Raw genomic sequence first — 15096 nt, 5'->3', positions numbered from 1 at the left:
ACAGTAAAACCAAAGCCGGGAAACCCGGCTATCCGAACATATCTACGAATACCCTACCAAGTTCCATGGAGGGACAGGCGGACATTCAGCGCGCACGGCGCGCTTTTGCCTCCGCGTCGGCCCACGCCCGCTGGGCCGGTGTGAGGGACTGGCTGCCCGGCCCCGTCGTCGCCACGGCGGCGCCGCTGCCGGCCCGCCAGGCGTGGGTAATGGCCAGTGCCAGGGCGTCGGCTGCGTCGGCCGGGCGCGGGGGCGCGTCCAGCCGGAGGATCTTGGTCACCAGCTTCGTGACGGCGTCCTTGTTCGAGGTTCCGCTTCCCGTCACGGCGGCCTTGACCTCGGACGGGGTGTGAAGCGCCACCGGGATGCCGCGGCGCGCGGCGGCCGCAATGACCACGCCGGAGGCCTGCGCCACGCCCATGACCGTGCTGACGTTGAGCTGGGAAAAGACCCGCTCGACGGCGAGGACGTGCGGTTCGTACTTGTCCAGCCACTCGTCGATGGACGTGGCGATGACCAGCAGCCGCTGGTCCAGGCTCTCCTCAGGCGAGGTTCCCACCACACCGAAGGCCACCATTGTGGCCCTCCGGTTCCTTTCGACGTCGACGACGCCGATCCCGCAACGGGTGAGGCCCGGGTCAACCCCCAGGACGCGCAGGGTCAAGACCGGGCCTCAAAGTCATTGTGTGAGCGTGTCACTCGGCTTCCAGTGCGGCCTGCACTTCGTCGCTGAGGTCGGCGTTGCTGTAGACGTTCTGGACGTCGTCGAGTTCTTCCAATGCGTCCACGAGCTTCATGAACTTCTTCGCGGCCTCGAGGTCCAGCGGCACCTGCATCGACGGCACGAACTCCGCCTCATCGGTGTCGTACTCGATTCCGGCTTCCTTGAGGGCATCGCGGATGGCCTGGAGGTCGGTCGGCTCGGAATGGATCTCGAAGGTCTCGCCGTTGTCCTTGACTTCCTCGGCCCCGGCGTCGAGGACTGCCATCAGCACGTCGTCCTCGGTGAGGCCGTTCTTCGGCAGCGAGACCACGCCCTTGCGGCTGAAGAGGTAGCTGACCGACCCGGGATCGGCGATCGTGCCGCCGTTGCGGGAGATCGCGAGCCGGACCTCGGAGGCGGCGCGGTTCTTGTTGTCCGTGAGGCACTCGATCAGCAGAGCAGAGCCCTGCGGGCCTCGGCACTCGTACATGATCTCGGTGTAGTCCACGACCTCGCCGGTGAGACCGGCGCCGCGCTTGATGGCGCGGTCGATATTGTCAGCGGGAACCGAAGTCTTCTTGGCCTTGGTCACGGCCAGTTCCAGGCTCGGGTTGCCGGACAGGTCAGGGCCGCCCATGCGCGCGGCGACTTCGATGTTCTTGATCAGCTTGGCGAACGACTTGGCCCGGCGGCTATCAAGGATGGCCTTCTTATGCTTGGTCGTCGCCCATTTGGAGTGGCCTGACATGCTTTACGCTTCCCCTCTGATCATTCGAATAAACAGTTCATGCACGCGCTTCTCCCCCGTCACTTCCGGGTGGAAGGAGGTGGCCAGCAGCTTGCCGGAACGCACTGCAACAATTCTAGCCGTCCCGTCCAGAGATTCGGGGTGGCCGGCTTTGGACGGTTCCACCTGGGCGAGGACTTCGACGCCGTCGCCGACGCGCTCCACCCAGGGCCCGCGGATGAAGACGGCGTGGACCGGAGCCACAGCCCCGGTGACGGCGCTGAACTCGAGCCCCCTGAAGTCGAGATCCGTCTCGAAGGACTCGCGCTGCCGGCCAAAGGCGTTGCGGCGCACGGTGATGTCGAGCCCACCGAAGGTCTGCTGTGGGTTCCCGGCGAGGTCCGTCGCGGGGTCCGCGATCTCGTCCGCCAGCAGGATCATCCCGGCACACGAGCCGTAGACGGGAAGGCCGGACTGGATGGCTTCGCGCAGCGGATCCCGGAGCCCGAAAATCCTGGAGAGCTTGTCAATCGTGGTCGATTCGCCGCCGGGGATGATCAGGCCGTCCAGGCCGTCAAGCTCGGCGGGGCGGCGGATCCCGACGCCGGTGGCACCGGCGGTTTCCACGGCGTGAAGATGCTCACGGAAATCGCCCTGCAGCGCCAGGACGCCGATCCGGAGCCCTGTTCCCACGCGGGATTCAGGGGAAAAAGAGGGGGTGGTCATCCCCACAGCATAATGGGCTGGCATGCGCGGGGACGCATGCACCAGCCCCGGGCGTCCGGGTTCCATGCCGCTGCTGGGATATATTACAGAGCATGCTTTACTTCAGCGTTCCGCTCGGCAAACTCGTCCGCCGGGTCTCCCGGCTCAGGGGCGGAGGCTCGGCCCTTCCCGGGCTTGTTGTCGAAAAAATCGACCCCGATTTCATGCGCCGGACACTGTCCACGCTGCCGCTGGGCGTCGCCGTCGTCAGTGGCACGAACGGGAAAACCACCACCACGAAGATGGTGGTGGAACTGCTGGAGAGCCAGGGACTGAAGGTTTTCACGAACCGCACCGGCAGCAACTTCACCCGCGGCGTGGCCGCGGCGCTCTTGGGCGAGGTGGACTGGCGTGGCCGGCTCGATGCCGACGTCGCGGTCCTGGAACTGGATGAGGCGCATGCCGTGCACTTCGTCAACAAGGTCCCGCCGCGGTACAGCCTCCTGCTGAACGTCCTCCGCGACCAGTTGGACCGCTTCGGCGAGATCGACAAGACCGCCGAACTGCTCCAGCACATCGCGTCCAAGACCACCGGGACCGTAGTCCTTAACCGCGAGGACCCCCGTGTGGCCCGGATCGCCCAGACCCTGGACGGGCCGGCGGTGCTCTACTTCGGGCTGGACGATTCCCTGCTCAGCACCTTCCCCAACGACGACGAGATGCGCGCGGCCCCGGGGAGCCCGGTGCCGCCCGCCCCCGCCCGGCCGGTTGCCGACGTCGTGCTGCGCCGCGTGGGACCCGACGACGCCGATTTCGAGTACGACGGCGCGACGGTCACCACGCCGATGCTGCTCCGCGGCGTCTACAACATCTTCAATGCCGCCGCCGCGCTGACCCTGGCCCGAGGCATCTCGGGCGCCCGCGGCACCGGCACGAACCAGGCCACCCTGCTCACGGCCCTGGCCAAGGTGGCGCCGGCGTTCGGCCGCGGCGAGAGCCTTGTGGTCGACGGCCTGCCGCTGGAGCTGGTACTGGTCAAGAACCCCAGCGGATTCCGGCTGGGCCTGAAATCGTTCCCGGCCGCCGGGTACGCCACGATGATCGCGATCAATGACAATTACGCGGACGGCCGGGACATGTCCTGGCTTTGGGACGTCGAATTCGACACCCTCCGCGACAGCGGCGTGGACCAGCTCACGGGCTCCCGCGCCTACGACATGGCGCTGCGGCTGCAGTACGACGACGTCGCCATCGGCGCCGTCGACACGGAGATCGCGGCGGCGCTGGCAGCGTTCATCCGCGGCGGCGAGGGCAAGCCGAAGCGGATCTTCTGCACCTACACGGCCATGCTGGCCATCCGCCGCGAGCTGTCCAAAATCACCACAGTGGAGGTGGTCTCATGACCCCCCGGTCCCCCGAAACGCCGCACGAGCTCTCGTTTGGGCACGAACTTCCGCCCGAAGATTCCGCCGCCCCGAGCAAGGGAACCATCCGGGTGCTGCAGCTCTACCCGCGGGACATGAACATCTACGGCGACTGGGGCAACGCCCTGGTCCTCGCGCAGCGCCTGCGCTGGCACGGCTACACGCCGGAGCTGCTCGAATACAACGTCGGTGACCCGTTCCCGGCAGACGTGGACCTGATTGTCGGCGGCGGCGGACAGGACAGCGGACAGCTCGTGATCCAGGACGACCTCCTTTCGCGCGAGTCCGCGCTGAAGCAACTGGCCGACGACGGCACGCCAATGCTCGTAATCTGCGGGCTGTACCAGCTCTTCGGGAAATTCTTCAAGACCCGGCTCGGCACGGTCCTCCCGGGCATCGGCATCCTGGACGTGGAGACCCACGGCACCGACGAACGCTTGATCGGCAACGTCACCGTCTCCTCCCCCGAGTTCGGCAACATCCTGGGCTATGAGAACCACAGCGGCCAGACCACACTGGGGCCCGGCGTCGAACCGCTCGGAACCACCGCCAAGGGCACCGGCAACAACAGCACCGACGGCCAGGAGGGCGCCCGCTACCGCAACATCGTGGCGAGCTACCTGCACGGCTCACTGTTGCCCAAGAACCCGGCCCTTGCCGACTTCCTGATCCGGACCGCCGTCGAACGAAAATACGGCAGCTTCACGCCGGGCACTCCGGACGACTCCTACGCGGTGCTGGCGCGTGAACACGCCGCCCGCCGGCCGCGCTGACCCAGATGGCAGGCAGTCCTGACGGCACACTCCTGATTGGGCGTGACATCCCCGAGCGGGATGACGTCCTGCAGCTTCTGGGCGAACACCTCGCCGACATGTACGCGACCTCCCCGCCGGAAAGCGTCCATACCCTTGATCCCGCTGCGTTGGCCGGACCCGGCGTCAGCTTCTGGACCGCGCGGGAGGACTCACGGCTGTTGGGCTGCGCGGCGCTGAAGCACCTAGCGCCCGGCGACGCTGAGATCAAGTCGATGCGCACCGCGAATGCAGCCCGCGGGCGCGGCGTTGCCTCGGCACTGCTCCGCCACGTCCTGGCGGAGGCCCGGCACGGCGGCTACCGTCGGTTGTACCTGGAGACGGGAAGCCAGGAGTTTTTCGCGCCCGCGCGGCGGCTGTATGAGCGGCATGGCTTCACTGAATGCCCGCCATTCGCCGCTTACGAGCTCGATCCCAATAGCGTCTTCATGACCCTCCAGCTCGACGCCGGGTAGCTGCCCGGGAGCTTTCCGCTGGCCCATGGGCACTGCGTAGCGCCCGGAGGCCGGGCGAATATCCAGCCCCTCCCGCCAGACCGCGCGCCGATCGCGGCTCCACTGGTTCCAGTCCAGAAAACATCCGTGCCGGAATGCAGTACTTGCCGCGCGGTATCCCAGATCAGGAATTTGCAGGACCCGGCAAGGTCACCGTACTCCGCGGCTGCGAAGTGGACTCCGGGGTGGAGCCGCAGCATCCATTCGTCCAGGCTGCCATGGGCGGGCCGGGAGTGCCGTCTGAAGGCCAGGACCAGGGCTTCACGGATTGCCCGCCGTTTGCCTGTTTCTAGCTCGAAACCAACAATCCGATGTTTTGACCGGATTTCATTTCGGAAACCAGTTCCGTCCACCCCTATTGGGACATTCCGGTTGCTTTTCTGTGAATGCTGGCGGCATCTGGCTCACGTCTAATGGGGCTATTTAACGTGTCCTTTGCTGTAGGCTCCGATTCGAACCTTGGGGGATTAATGCTGAACTACTTTCGCGAGACGCAAGAGGCACGATTTGCGACCTCCGCACGACGGATCTATGGCTTTGTCTCTGCCGGCTTCGTGGTTGCCGTCATGGCATTGGTTATTGCGGGCCTCGCACCCGTATGGATTTCTTGGGTGACCTTCGCCGTTTCTTACGTTCTGGACGCTTACCTGACCAGAAAGTGGATCAGAGAAGACGCACTCGAAGCCTATCGAGGCGGGCATCCCGGCTGATTTCGCGCCGGGCCACGGGCAAACGGGCAGTGTCATGACAGCTGCCGGAACCGCCACCATCGAGACAAAACTGGGGAAGCAATGAACAACCATCCGACACAACGAATGGGAAATCCGACAGTACCGTCCGTCATCCAACTTGTCCTCAGCCTCTGCGCATTGGCGGCAACAAGCACTGCGGCCATCCTGTGGAATCCGATCGACGAAGACTTCATCAATCGCGCCGACTCTGCGGGGTGGGACGAGACTATGCTCCTACCTCACCAACTGGAACTCTCGCTCGCCGTCAACGCGTCCGTTCTCGCAACGTTTGTCCTCGTCGTAACGGCGTTCTGTGGCGTGCTGGTCACACGCCGGCGGGCCAAAGTCACACAAGCAGCACACGCATGAGTTATAAACGAAACCTGACCTTCAACCTCAGAATGCGCGGGTTGTCCGAAGCCGAGATCGGCGAAGTACTCGGCGAGGTGCGGGAGCATGAGGCCTCCGCAGGAACTCCCGCGAAAGCCGAGTTCGGCACGGCCGAGGGGTACGCGAAGCAGTTCCCAAGGAAGAAGCGGCGGACGCGGGGAAGCACCATCGTGGCCATCGGGGGATTATTGGCGATCGCCTATGTCCTCTTCGCGGTCCTCCTCGCGATCTTCTTCAGGGTCGACATTCGCCAGTACGTCGGCCCGATCACGCTCCTGCCGGGTCTTGTGCTGATCCTCGCCGGTATCCTGGCCGGATTTCTAACCGATTACTTCCAGCCAGCGCGGAGTTCCGGCGCTCGCTAAGGTCCTACAAACGGACGGTATGAATACGACAATCTGATCCAGGACCCCTGAGACGGCCTAATTCAGGACCTTCCGCGACCCTCGGATCGGATCATCTCGCTCTTGCGATGAGCCTTGAGCGAGTGGGCAACTGCCAGTCGCACGACGACGTAGAGCAACAACAGAACCAGCCCTATCTGTCCAAGAACCCAGACAATACCTACCAAGAGACCAACGTCCAGAGTCATTTCCCCCAATTATCCGCTGCCCACATATTCCAGGTGACGCTAACATATTGGCCGCTGGCGCATCCCCACGGAGGTTAGGCTGGGGACATGGAGTACCAGATCCGCCAGGCCTCTGCGGAGGACGCCGAAGCTGTGGTCCGGATGCACACCCTGGCCCATGAGGAGTGCTACGGCCACCTCCTGCCTCCGGCATTCTTCGAGGCCCGCCGCGCCAGCATCTCCGCACGCGTGGAACGACGCCGACCTTATCTGGACAGCGATCAACCCCGGATCATAGCCCTGGATGCAAACAACGAAATCGTCGGATTTGCCGATGCCGGCCCGGGGCGTGACGAGGAGCGGCCCCAGGCATTGGAGCTGTACTCCCTCTACACCCTGAGCCGCACCTATGGCACCGGACTAGGCGCCGCCCTAATGGCGGCCGCCTTAGGAGACTCCCCGGCCTACCTCTGGGTCCTTGGGGCAAACCCGCGGGCTCGAACCTTTTATGGCAAACACGGGTTTCATCCCGACGGGAAACACACCCTGCTGCCGCCCGAGTGGCATGAACTCCCCGAGCTGCGAATGGTCCGATCTGCCACGCCCTCAGCACGCCCCCTGTCCAGTTAGAGCGTCCCCGACCGCGATACTCTCAGAGCACTCCCCTGTCGCAAAGAATTCCATCGAAAAGCAGGCAAGGACTATTGATGACCAGGTTGAGGCCGTGAAGCCCTTGGTTCCTTGGGTCGGGCTTATTTCGCCATGCAGGCGGTCGTCGGTCTCTGCTGGTGGATCGCGGTTTTCGTTTCGCCAATGGTGCGCGTGGGGACCCTCGGTATTCTCGACCCAATCGCGGTCGCGATCTTGGACATTCCACTGTTCGTCATGGCCTCGGCCGTGGCGGCATTTGGCGTCAGGGGTGCCGCGGTAATTAGTACCGGCTGGACGAGCTTCGTCGCGGTTGCGCTGGCGGTGTACGCCACAATCACGACCGAAGCGGGCTGGGGTGTCCTGAGCATGGGTGCGGCAACCGCGGGTTCCCTGATCGCCCTCTGCCTCGTATTGCTAGGTCGCGTACCAATCACTTGGATCATCCGCGGTCCGTTCGCTTTCCGTCCCGCCGTCACCCGCCCGACCGCTACCATCCACGTCGCTTCAACATTCGGGCAAATTGTCTTCTTCTGGGGGTTCTTCCTCGCGGTGCTTCCCCTGGCCATAGCGTTTCATTGTCCAGGGCGCGGCGATTGGCCTCATTATGTCGTCATGGCTTGTCATCGCCTACGCGGTCGTGGGCTCGCTGGTGTGGAACTACGCCGTCAGGCCAATTGAGGAATCTGACCTCAAGGAACGGTTTGGCGAAGAATTTCAGCAGTACCGCGACACGGTGCGCTGCTGGATTCCTAAAGTGTCGAGGAGTCAGAGCTCTCAGAGATTTCGAGGACCCTACTAGTCGTCAATGACCGCGAGACCCCGGCGTTTCAGCTGTGCAAGGCCGTCTCGCATGGCCTGCAACTGATCGGGCGAGTGTCCTATCCAATCCACGAGTTCACCGACGACCTCCACCGGTTCCCGGGTCCGGTAAGACCGGGTCGGATTGCCGGGGAACTTCTTATCCGTCACATTGGGGTCGTCCTCGAGGGTGCCCGTAGGTTCCACGATGTAGATCCGTCCACGACCGATCCCGGCGGCGAGCTCAGCCGCCCACGTTGCGGCATCCAAGGTTGCCGTCACGTACACGTGATTCGCTGTCCTTCCTTCTTCAAAGTTCGAGCCGTGTCCGGGCATCAACAGGTCCCCCACCGCCAGGTCCGCCTTCGTCCCGTGAAACAGGGCCCCCGACTCGTGGACTTCGAATGGTTTGGGCTGGTTCGTCATGCACACCCCCTACGGGTTCGATTCGCAATAGTAGGCCGGCTCACCCTGTGCGGCCAACAATGCTTCCCTGGGCCAGGTGTGCCGTCAGCGGGACCGGACAAAGGCCAGGACGTCACGTGGCACCCGCCTGCTCGATCCCACCCGCAAGTGGCCCCACCGCTCGTAGACGATCAGGGTGCAGTCTGGAATTAACCGCGCGGTCTCCTCCACCACCGCCCTCGGGAAGAACGCGTCCCGCCCCCCACAGAGCAGCAGCACGGGCGGACGGATGAGCGGCAGCACCGCCCGCGCATCGAACACCGACTCGGCCCGCGCCTCTGTCAAGACGTCCGCGGCGGGGCATCCCGAGCGGGCCAGCATGCGCCTGCCGACAACGGGTCCCAGCAGTTCCCGCAGCCAGCGGGTCCGTGGGTCTGGGAGTACGGACTCGGCCAGGACCGTTCCGGCGCGTTCCCGGTCCCCGGCGGCGACGGCGGCGGCCATCCGTTTGTCCATGTCCTTTCCCCACGTGCTCACCTTGGCCGCCGTGGCCACCATGGCAATGTGCCCGAAGGACTGCGGATGGCGGACGGCCAGGTATTGCCCGATCGTCCCGCCGAAGGACTCGGCGACCACCAGGTCCACCTGGCCGCCGAACTCCTCGGCGATCAGCTCCGCGTAGTCGTCCGCCATGTCTGCACTGGTGTGCGCCGCCGGCATGTTCCGCCGTCGGGTGACAATCCAGATCGCGTACCCGGCGTCCTGGTAGGCAGCAAACCTCCGCCGGAACAGTCCGCGCATCACCCCTTGGGGCACAATGCTTCCCGGTCCGCCCTGGACGAAGATCAGGGATTTGGTGCCCCGGCCCCACGTCAGGTATTCCATCCCGTTGCGGAACTCCCCGGTCCGCGGTGCCTGATCCCGCCAGTCTGTCTGCGCTGTCACGTCGCCGGCTTACGGCGTTGTCACGGGCTGCCGCAGCAGTGCCGCGAATTCGGCCGGCCGGGTCGCGGGCCACCAATGGCCGCTGTCGACGCGCGTCACGGTGACATCGTCCACCCACGACTCAAGCCCCTCCACGAGGGCCGGCGTGAGGAAAGGATCCTTCAGCGGCACCACGACGTGGACGGGGACGGTCACCCGGGTCGGGGCGGCCGGGGGCCGCCGGCCGCGGAAGTTGCTGCGGTACAGGGCCAAGCCGCGGAGCGGATCGTTGCCGACGTCGCGCCTGGCCATCTTTTCGTACCGCCGGGTCAGGAACAGCCGCCAGACGGCCTCTGGCAGGACCGGGACGAGGAACGCCCCGATATACCAGCTGCGCAGCAGTTGCGCGCCCAACTGCGGCCAGGCCTCCGGTGTCCGGACGCGTCCACGGATCCAGCCGGAGAAGTGCCCCAGGTCCGGGCCGGAAATACTCGTGTAGCGGACGATGAGGCCTTCCGCCCGGGGGTCCTGGACGGCGGCCCAGCCCTGGATCGAGCCCCAGTCGTGCCCCACCAGATGGACAGCCCGGACGCCCACCCCAGTGAGCACGGCGAAGGCATCGTCCACGAGGGCCTTTAGCGAATAGTCCCCGCCCGGGCCCTGGACGGCGGAGGCGCCCGCGTTCCGCGTGTCGTAGGCCACCACGTGATGCGTCCGTGCGAGTTCGCGGATGGCCGGAAGGAACACCCGGTGGTCATCGGGATAGCCGTGCACCAGCAGCAGGCTGGGCACGTCCGGGCCAGGTTCCGGGCCAAACTCGAACACGGCCAGCACCGCACCGGACACGGCGACCGTCCGGTGCCGCTCGTTCAACTTTTCCACATGTTCTCCCTATGGTTCCTACATCAGCGGTCCCCCGGAATTCAGTAGCCCTGGCCGCCATGGGCTCCCCGCCCCGGCGGCCGCCATCCGGCGTCGGCCGCGCGGATCGGCCACTCCCACCGGGCCCCATCCTACGGTGGGCGCAATCACAACACACTGAAATGGTCATTGAGAACCCGCGTGCTGCATGAAAGAGTCGCTTCATGACCAATCCCCTCCTGAGCCCCAGCACCCTGCCCTACGGCCTGCCGCCGTTCTCGGACATCGAAGACGCGCACTACGCCGAGGCCGTCGAGGCGGGCCTGGCCGCGCATCTTGCCGAAATCCAGGCCATCGTGTCCGACCCGGCGGCGCCGTCCTTCGAGAACACCGCCCTGGCCATGGAACGCTCCGGCCGGCTCCTGGAACGGGCGTCCGCCTCGTTCTTCACCCTGGTTTCCGCAGATGCCTCGGACACCATCCGCGACCTCGAGACTCGCCTGTCCCCGCTGTTCTCCGCCCACGAGGACGCCGTCTACCTCAACCGCGGGCTCTACGAGCGCTTCGCGTCGCTGGACACTGACGTCCTGGACGGGGAGTCAGCCCGGCTCGTGGAGGAATACCTCAAGGACTTCCGGGCCTCGGGCATCCAGCTTGACGACGCCGGCCAAGAGCGCCTCAAGGAGGTCAACGCCGAGCTCGCCCGGCTCGGCACCGAGTTCGGCCAGCGCGTCAAGGAAGGCATGAAGTCCGCTGCACTGCTGCTGGACGACGCCGGCGACCTCACCGGGCTGCCCGCCGACGACATCGCCAGCGCCGCTGAGGCTGCCCGGACCGCAGGGCACGAGGGAAAGTTCCTGCTGACCCTGATCCAGCCCAGCAACCAGCCCGCCATGGCCGCCCTGGCGAACCGGGACATCCGCCGGCGTCTCTACGAGGCCTCGATCGGCCGAGGCAGCGGCGGTGGCAGCTTCGATGTGCTCGATCTGGTCAAAGACATGGTGCGGCTCCGCGCCGAGAAGGCCAGCCTTCTGGGGTTCGCGAACTTCGCGGAACTCAGTGTGGACCGGCAGACGGCACCGGACTTTCAAGCCGTCCAGGCCATGATGAGCCGGCTCGCCCCGGCCGCCATCCGCAACGCCGACGCCGAGGCGGAGGCGCTTGCCGAGGCCGCCGGCCACCCCCTCGAGGCCTGGGACTGGGCGTATTACTCGGCCAAGGTCAAGCGGGAGCGGTACGCCGTTGACGAGCAGGCGCTGCGCCCCTACTTTGAGCTGGACCGGGTGCTGAACGACGGCGTATTCTTCGCTGCGAACGCCCTGTACGGCGTCACCTTCCACGAACGTGCCGACCTCGTCGGCTACCACCCGGACGTGCGGGTCTGGGAGGTGAAGAATTCCGACGGCACGGACCTGGGCCTGTTCCTGGGCGACTACTACACCCGTGACACGAAGCGCGGCGGCGCTTGGATGAATTCCCTCGTGGAGCAGTCCGGACTGCTGAACACCCGTCCTGTGGTGATCAACAACCTCAACATCTCCAAGCCGCCTGCAGGCGAGCCCACCCTGCTGACGCTGGACGAGCTCCGCACCACCTTCCACGAGTTCGGCCATGCCCTGCACGGCTTGTTTTCCGCCGTCACGTATCCGCGGTTCTCCGGTACCAACGTGCCGCGGGACTTCGTGGAATACCCGTCTCAGGTCAACGAGATGTGGATCATGTGGCCCGAGGTCCTGGCCAACTATGCCCGGCACCATGCAACCGGCGAGCCCCTGCCGCAGGAAACCGTGGACAAGCTCAACGCCGCGCAGCTCTGGGGCGAAGGCTTCGCCACCACGGAATACCTCGGCGCGGCCCTGCTGGACCTGGCGTGGCATGTCTTGGACGGTTCCGATGTCCCGGACGACGTCCTCGAGTTCGAAGCGAAGGCACTGGCCGCGGCCGGCATCGCCCACAGCCTGATCCCGCCGCGCTACCGGACAGGCTACTTCCAGCACATCTTCGCCGGCGGCTGGTACGCCGCGGGCTACTACTCCTACATCTGGAGCGAAGTCCTGGACGCCGACACCGTGGAGTGGTTCAAGGAAAACGGCGGCCTCAGCCGCGCCAACGGCGATTTCATCCGGGCCGAGCTGCTTTCCCGTGGCAACAGCCGGGATCCGCTGGAGTCATTCCGCGCCTTCCGCGGCCGGGACGCGAACCTCGGCCCGCTGCTGAAGCGCCGCGGCCTCGACTGACGCCCCACCCCACCGTTCCGCCCAACTAGCTCGCAGCAGGGGCCGTTTTGAGCGGTCAAAACGGCCCCTGCTGCGAGTCAGTTGGGGAAAACGACGGCGGCCGGCCACCTAAGAAGGTGACCGGCCGCCGTCGGGGTTAATACTCAGGCGACATTTCCGCCCGACTCTCTTGGCTTAATAAGAGAGACTGCAGAGGCTCCATGGACGAGGCGCCTTGGCGCCGAGTCTGTGGAGAAGCAGGCGAACGCTACCAGCCGCGCTCGGCGAGGCGGTGCGGCTGCGGGATCTCGTCGACGTTGATGCCGACCATGGCCTCGCCCAGGCCGCGGGAGGCCTTGGCGATCTCGTCCGGGTCATCGAAGAAGGTGGTGGCCTTCACGACGGCGGCGGCACGCTGGGCCGGGTTGCCGGACTTGAAGATGCCCGAGCCGACGAACACGCCGTCGGCGCCGAGCTGCATCATCATCGCGGCGTCGGCCGGGGTGGCGATGCCGCCGGCGGTGAACAGCACCACCGGGAGCTTGCCGGTCGCGGCAACTTCCTTGACCAGTTCGTACGGTGCCTGCAGCTCCTTGGCCGCGACGTAGAGCTCGTCCTCGGCCATGCCGGCGAGCTTCTTGATCTCGGCGCGGATCTGGCGCATGTGCGTGGTGGCGTTGGAGACGTCCCCGGTGCCGGCCTCGCCCTTGGACCGGATCATCGCCGCGCCCTCGTTGATGCGGCGCAGGGCCTCACCGAGGTTGGTGGCACCGCAAACGAACGGAACGGTGAAGTTCCACTTGTCGATGTGGTTGGTGTAGTCGGCCGGGGTCAGGACCTCGGACTCGTCGATGTAGTCCACCCCGAGGGACTGCAGGACCTGCGCCTCGACGAAGTGGCCGATCCGGGCCTTGGCCATGACGGGCACGGAGACGGCCGCGATGATCTGATCGATCATGTCGGGATCGGACATGCGGGACACGCCGCCCTGGGCGCGGATATCGGCCGGAACGCGTTCCAGCGCCATCACGGCCACGGCACCGGCGTCTTCGGCGATGCGGGCCTGCTCGGCGTTGACGACGTCCATGATGACGCCGCCCTTGAGCATCTCAGCCATGCCGCGCTTGACGCGGCTGCTGCCCGTGACGTTCTTCGCGGACGCGCCGGCTTCGCTGCTTACATCAGGTGTAGACACAAAAACCCCTATGGGTAGATAGATGACCTCGCCGGGGCGCGGACGGCACGTAAATGCCGTGTCTCGCACACACCGGATTACCGGATCCATTGGCCGGTAAAACTAATACTATCCCCCGGCCGGGGCACGGCAGAATTCGAGTTACAGCAGTCGAATTACGCCCGAGGCCGGGCATTCGGCCAGCCCGCCGCGGCGCCGTGTGGTGCCCTTAGGCGGACCGTTCCGTGGCGGTGCCTTCGGGTTCCTCCAGCGACTGGCGGTGCACCGTCACGATGCGCTGGATCACGGTCACCAGGCTTGCCACCGCGAGGAGGCAGAGCGTCACGAACAGCACGACGACGGGCAGGCCCAGGCCCGTAAGTCCCGTGACCACCAGCACAGAGACGAGGCGCTCGGCGCGCTCGGCGAGGCCGACGTTGGCGTGAAAGCCCAGGGCTTCAGCCTTGGCCCGTGCGTAAGAGACCACCATGCCGAGCACGAGGCAAACGATGGCGGCGACGGCGATCGGCGGGTTGGCGCCGCCGGTGAAGAACCAGACGGCGAGGCCGGCGAAGAGGGCGCCGTCGGCCACACGGTCAAGGGTGGAATCCAGGAAATTGCCCCACCGGCCGCCGCGGTGCTGCATCCGGGCCATGATGCCGTCAATAACGTCCGAGAAAATGAACGCCGTGATGAACACGGTCCCCCACAGGAGCTGCCCGAGCGGGTAGAACACGAGGGCGCCGATCACCACACCGAGCGTGCCGACCACGGTCACGGCGTCGGGCGACACACCGATCCGCAGCAACCAGCGGGCAACCGGAGAAAACAGGGCGGTGAAAAATCCCCGGGCGTGCCTGTTAAGCATCCTTCTCCCCAGTAGTTTGCTGCTGCGCGGGCATATCCTGCGGGGCTGGCATTTCCTGCGGCCACGCGTCAGCCACCTGCTGGCGCACCTCGCCGAGGGTCTGCGTGATCGCCTTGGTCTGGGCAATGATGGGGAAGAAATTCCCGTCCCCGCCCCAGCGCGGCACCACGTGCTGGTGCAGGTGGCCCGCGATGCCTGCCCCGCCGGCGACGCCCTGGTTCATGCCCAGATTGAAACCGGAGGGGTTGGCGACTTTGCGCAGCACCCGCATGGCCGTCTGCGTCAGCTCGGCGAATTCCGCCGTTTCCTCGACCGTGAGATCCGTGTAGTCGGGGATGTGCCGGTAGGGGCAGATCAGCAGATGACCCGGATTGTACGGAAAGAGGTTCAGCACCACGTAACTGGTCCTTCCCCGGTACACGATCAGGGAGTCCTCGTCCCCCCGCCCGGGGGCGACGCAGAACGGGCAGTCGTCCTGGTTCTTGAACTGGTGCTGGCCGCCCTTGATGTACGCCATCCGGTGCGGGGTCCACAGGCGCTGGAAGGCGTCCGGTACCCCGGCCAGGCCGAAGTCGTCCGTCACGGCGTGGTCGCCCGGATATTCCGGCCCGGCCCCTGTCGTTTCCTGCACGCGCTGCCCCT

18 protein-coding genes are annotated in these 15096 nt (G+C 65.7%); 9 read left to right on the top strand and 9 right to left on the bottom strand.

The window, feature by feature from the left end:
• Window positions 1-85: 85 nt before the first annotated feature.
• Genes ruvC through pdxT form a run of 3 tightly spaced genes read right to left on the bottom strand, consistent with a single transcriptional unit; the run spans window position 86 to window position 2156 of the window.
• Entirely contained in the window at window positions 86-664 is a 579-nt protein-coding gene (gene ruvC / locus AC1DEM_RS18465; protein ID WP_090578046.1) for a crossover junction endodeoxyribonuclease RuvC, read from the bottom strand.
• Window positions 665-695: 31 nt separating this feature from the next.
• Entirely contained in the window at window positions 696-1451 is a 756-nt protein-coding gene (locus AC1DEM_RS18460) for a YebC/PmpR family DNA-binding transcriptional regulator (protein ID WP_476885752.1), read from the bottom strand.
• Window positions 1452-1454: 3 nt separating this feature from the next.
• Window positions 1455-2156: a pyridoxal 5'-phosphate synthase glutaminase subunit PdxT gene (gene pdxT / locus AC1DEM_RS18455; RefSeq protein WP_476885751.1), complete on the bottom strand. Its 702-nt coding sequence runs from the start codon at window positions 2154-2156 to the stop codon at window positions 1455-1457.
• A 92-nt stretch (window positions 2157-2248) separates the two neighbouring features.
• On the opposite strand from pdxT, the gene AC1DEM_RS18450 reads away from it, so the two are divergent.
• The 8 genes from AC1DEM_RS18450 (at window position 2249) to AC1DEM_RS18415 (ending at window position 7886) form a co-directional block, all read left to right on the top strand.
• The gene (locus tag AC1DEM_RS18450; protein ID WP_476885750.1) at window positions 2249-3538 is read left to right on the top strand and encodes a MurT ligase domain-containing protein; all 1290 of its coding nucleotides are present in this window, start codon (window positions 2249-2251) and stop codon (window positions 3536-3538) included.
• A complete protein-coding gene (locus tag AC1DEM_RS18445) occupies window positions 3535-4332 on the top strand; it encodes a type 1 glutamine amidotransferase (RefSeq protein ID WP_476885749.1) in 798 nt (265 codons plus the stop codon). Before AC1DEM_RS18450 ends, AC1DEM_RS18445 begins: the two co-directional genes overlap by 4 nt.
• A gap of 5 nt (window positions 4333-4337) precedes the next feature.
• Entirely contained in the window at window positions 4338-4826 is a 489-nt protein-coding gene (locus AC1DEM_RS18440) for a GNAT family N-acetyltransferase (RefSeq protein ID WP_476885748.1), read from the top strand.
• A gap of 509 nt (window positions 4827-5335) precedes the next feature.
• The gene (locus tag AC1DEM_RS18435) at window positions 5336-5575 is read left to right on the top strand and encodes a hypothetical protein (protein WP_476885747.1); all 240 of its coding nucleotides are present in this window, start codon (window positions 5336-5338) and stop codon (window positions 5573-5575) included.
• A gap of 105 nt (window positions 5576-5680) precedes the next feature.
• A complete protein-coding gene (locus tag AC1DEM_RS18430) occupies window positions 5681-5965 on the top strand; it encodes a hypothetical protein (protein ID WP_476885746.1) in 285 nt (94 codons plus the stop codon).
• Window positions 5962-6351, top strand: coding sequence for a DUF1129 domain-containing protein (locus AC1DEM_RS18425; protein WP_476885745.1), 390 nt, complete (start codon window positions 5962-5964; stop codon window positions 6349-6351). The genes AC1DEM_RS18430 and AC1DEM_RS18425 overlap by 4 nt, the downstream gene beginning before the upstream one ends.
• Before the next feature lie 314 nt (window positions 6352-6665).
• A complete protein-coding gene (locus AC1DEM_RS18420) occupies window positions 6666-7187 on the top strand; it encodes an N-acetyltransferase family protein (RefSeq protein WP_476885744.1) in 522 nt (173 codons plus the stop codon).
• Between the two features lie 132 nt (window positions 7188-7319).
• The gene (locus AC1DEM_RS18415) at window positions 7320-7886 is read left to right on the top strand and encodes a hypothetical protein (protein ID WP_476885743.1); all 567 of its coding nucleotides are present in this window, start codon (window positions 7320-7322) and stop codon (window positions 7884-7886) included.
• 117 nt (window positions 7887-8003) lie between these two features.
• Here AC1DEM_RS18415 and arr read toward each other — a convergent pair whose 3' ends face one another.
• From arr to AC1DEM_RS18400, 3 genes are all read right to left on the bottom strand, one after another.
• On the bottom strand, window positions 8004-8432 hold the full coding sequence (arr, locus tag AC1DEM_RS18410) for an NAD(+)--rifampin ADP-ribosyltransferase (protein ID WP_476885742.1): 429 nt from the start codon (window positions 8430-8432) through the stop codon (window positions 8004-8006).
• Between the two features lie 84 nt (window positions 8433-8516).
• The gene (locus tag AC1DEM_RS18405) at window positions 8517-9356 is read right to left on the bottom strand and encodes an alpha/beta fold hydrolase (RefSeq protein ID WP_476885741.1); all 840 of its coding nucleotides are present in this window, start codon (window positions 9354-9356) and stop codon (window positions 8517-8519) included.
• Between the two features lie 9 nt (window positions 9357-9365).
• Complete coding sequence (locus tag AC1DEM_RS18400; RefSeq protein ID WP_476885740.1) at window positions 9366-10217, bottom strand: alpha/beta fold hydrolase; 852 nt, start codon at window positions 10215-10217, stop codon at window positions 9366-9368.
• Window positions 10218-10420: 203 nt separating this feature from the next.
• On the opposite strand from AC1DEM_RS18400, the gene AC1DEM_RS18395 reads away from it, so the two are divergent.
• On the top strand, window positions 10421-12433 hold the full coding sequence (locus AC1DEM_RS18395; RefSeq protein WP_476885739.1) for a M3 family metallopeptidase: 2013 nt from the start codon (window positions 10421-10423) through the stop codon (window positions 12431-12433).
• A 247-nt stretch (window positions 12434-12680) separates the two neighbouring features.
• Here AC1DEM_RS18395 and pdxS read toward each other — a convergent pair whose 3' ends face one another.
• From pdxS to AC1DEM_RS18380, 3 genes are all read right to left on the bottom strand, one after another.
• Entirely contained in the window at window positions 12681-13607 is a 927-nt protein-coding gene (gene pdxS / locus AC1DEM_RS18390; RefSeq protein ID WP_277525827.1) for a pyridoxal 5'-phosphate synthase lyase subunit PdxS, read from the bottom strand.
• 208 nt (window positions 13608-13815) lie between these two features.
• Window positions 13816-14454, bottom strand: coding sequence for a phosphatidylinositol phosphate synthase (gene pgsA, locus AC1DEM_RS18385; protein WP_476885738.1), 639 nt, complete (start codon window positions 14452-14454; stop codon window positions 13816-13818).
• The gene (locus AC1DEM_RS18380) at window positions 14447-15085 is read right to left on the bottom strand and encodes an HIT family protein (RefSeq protein ID WP_476885737.1); all 639 of its coding nucleotides are present in this window, start codon (window positions 15083-15085) and stop codon (window positions 14447-14449) included. Before AC1DEM_RS18380 ends, pgsA begins: the two co-directional genes overlap by 8 nt.
• Window positions 15086-15096: the final 11 nt, after the last annotated feature.

The organism is Arthrobacter sp. 05T420 (assembly GCF_056396305.1).
Note: the sequence above shows the minus strand (reverse complement) of the source record. Positions and strands in the feature narration are given on the sequence as shown.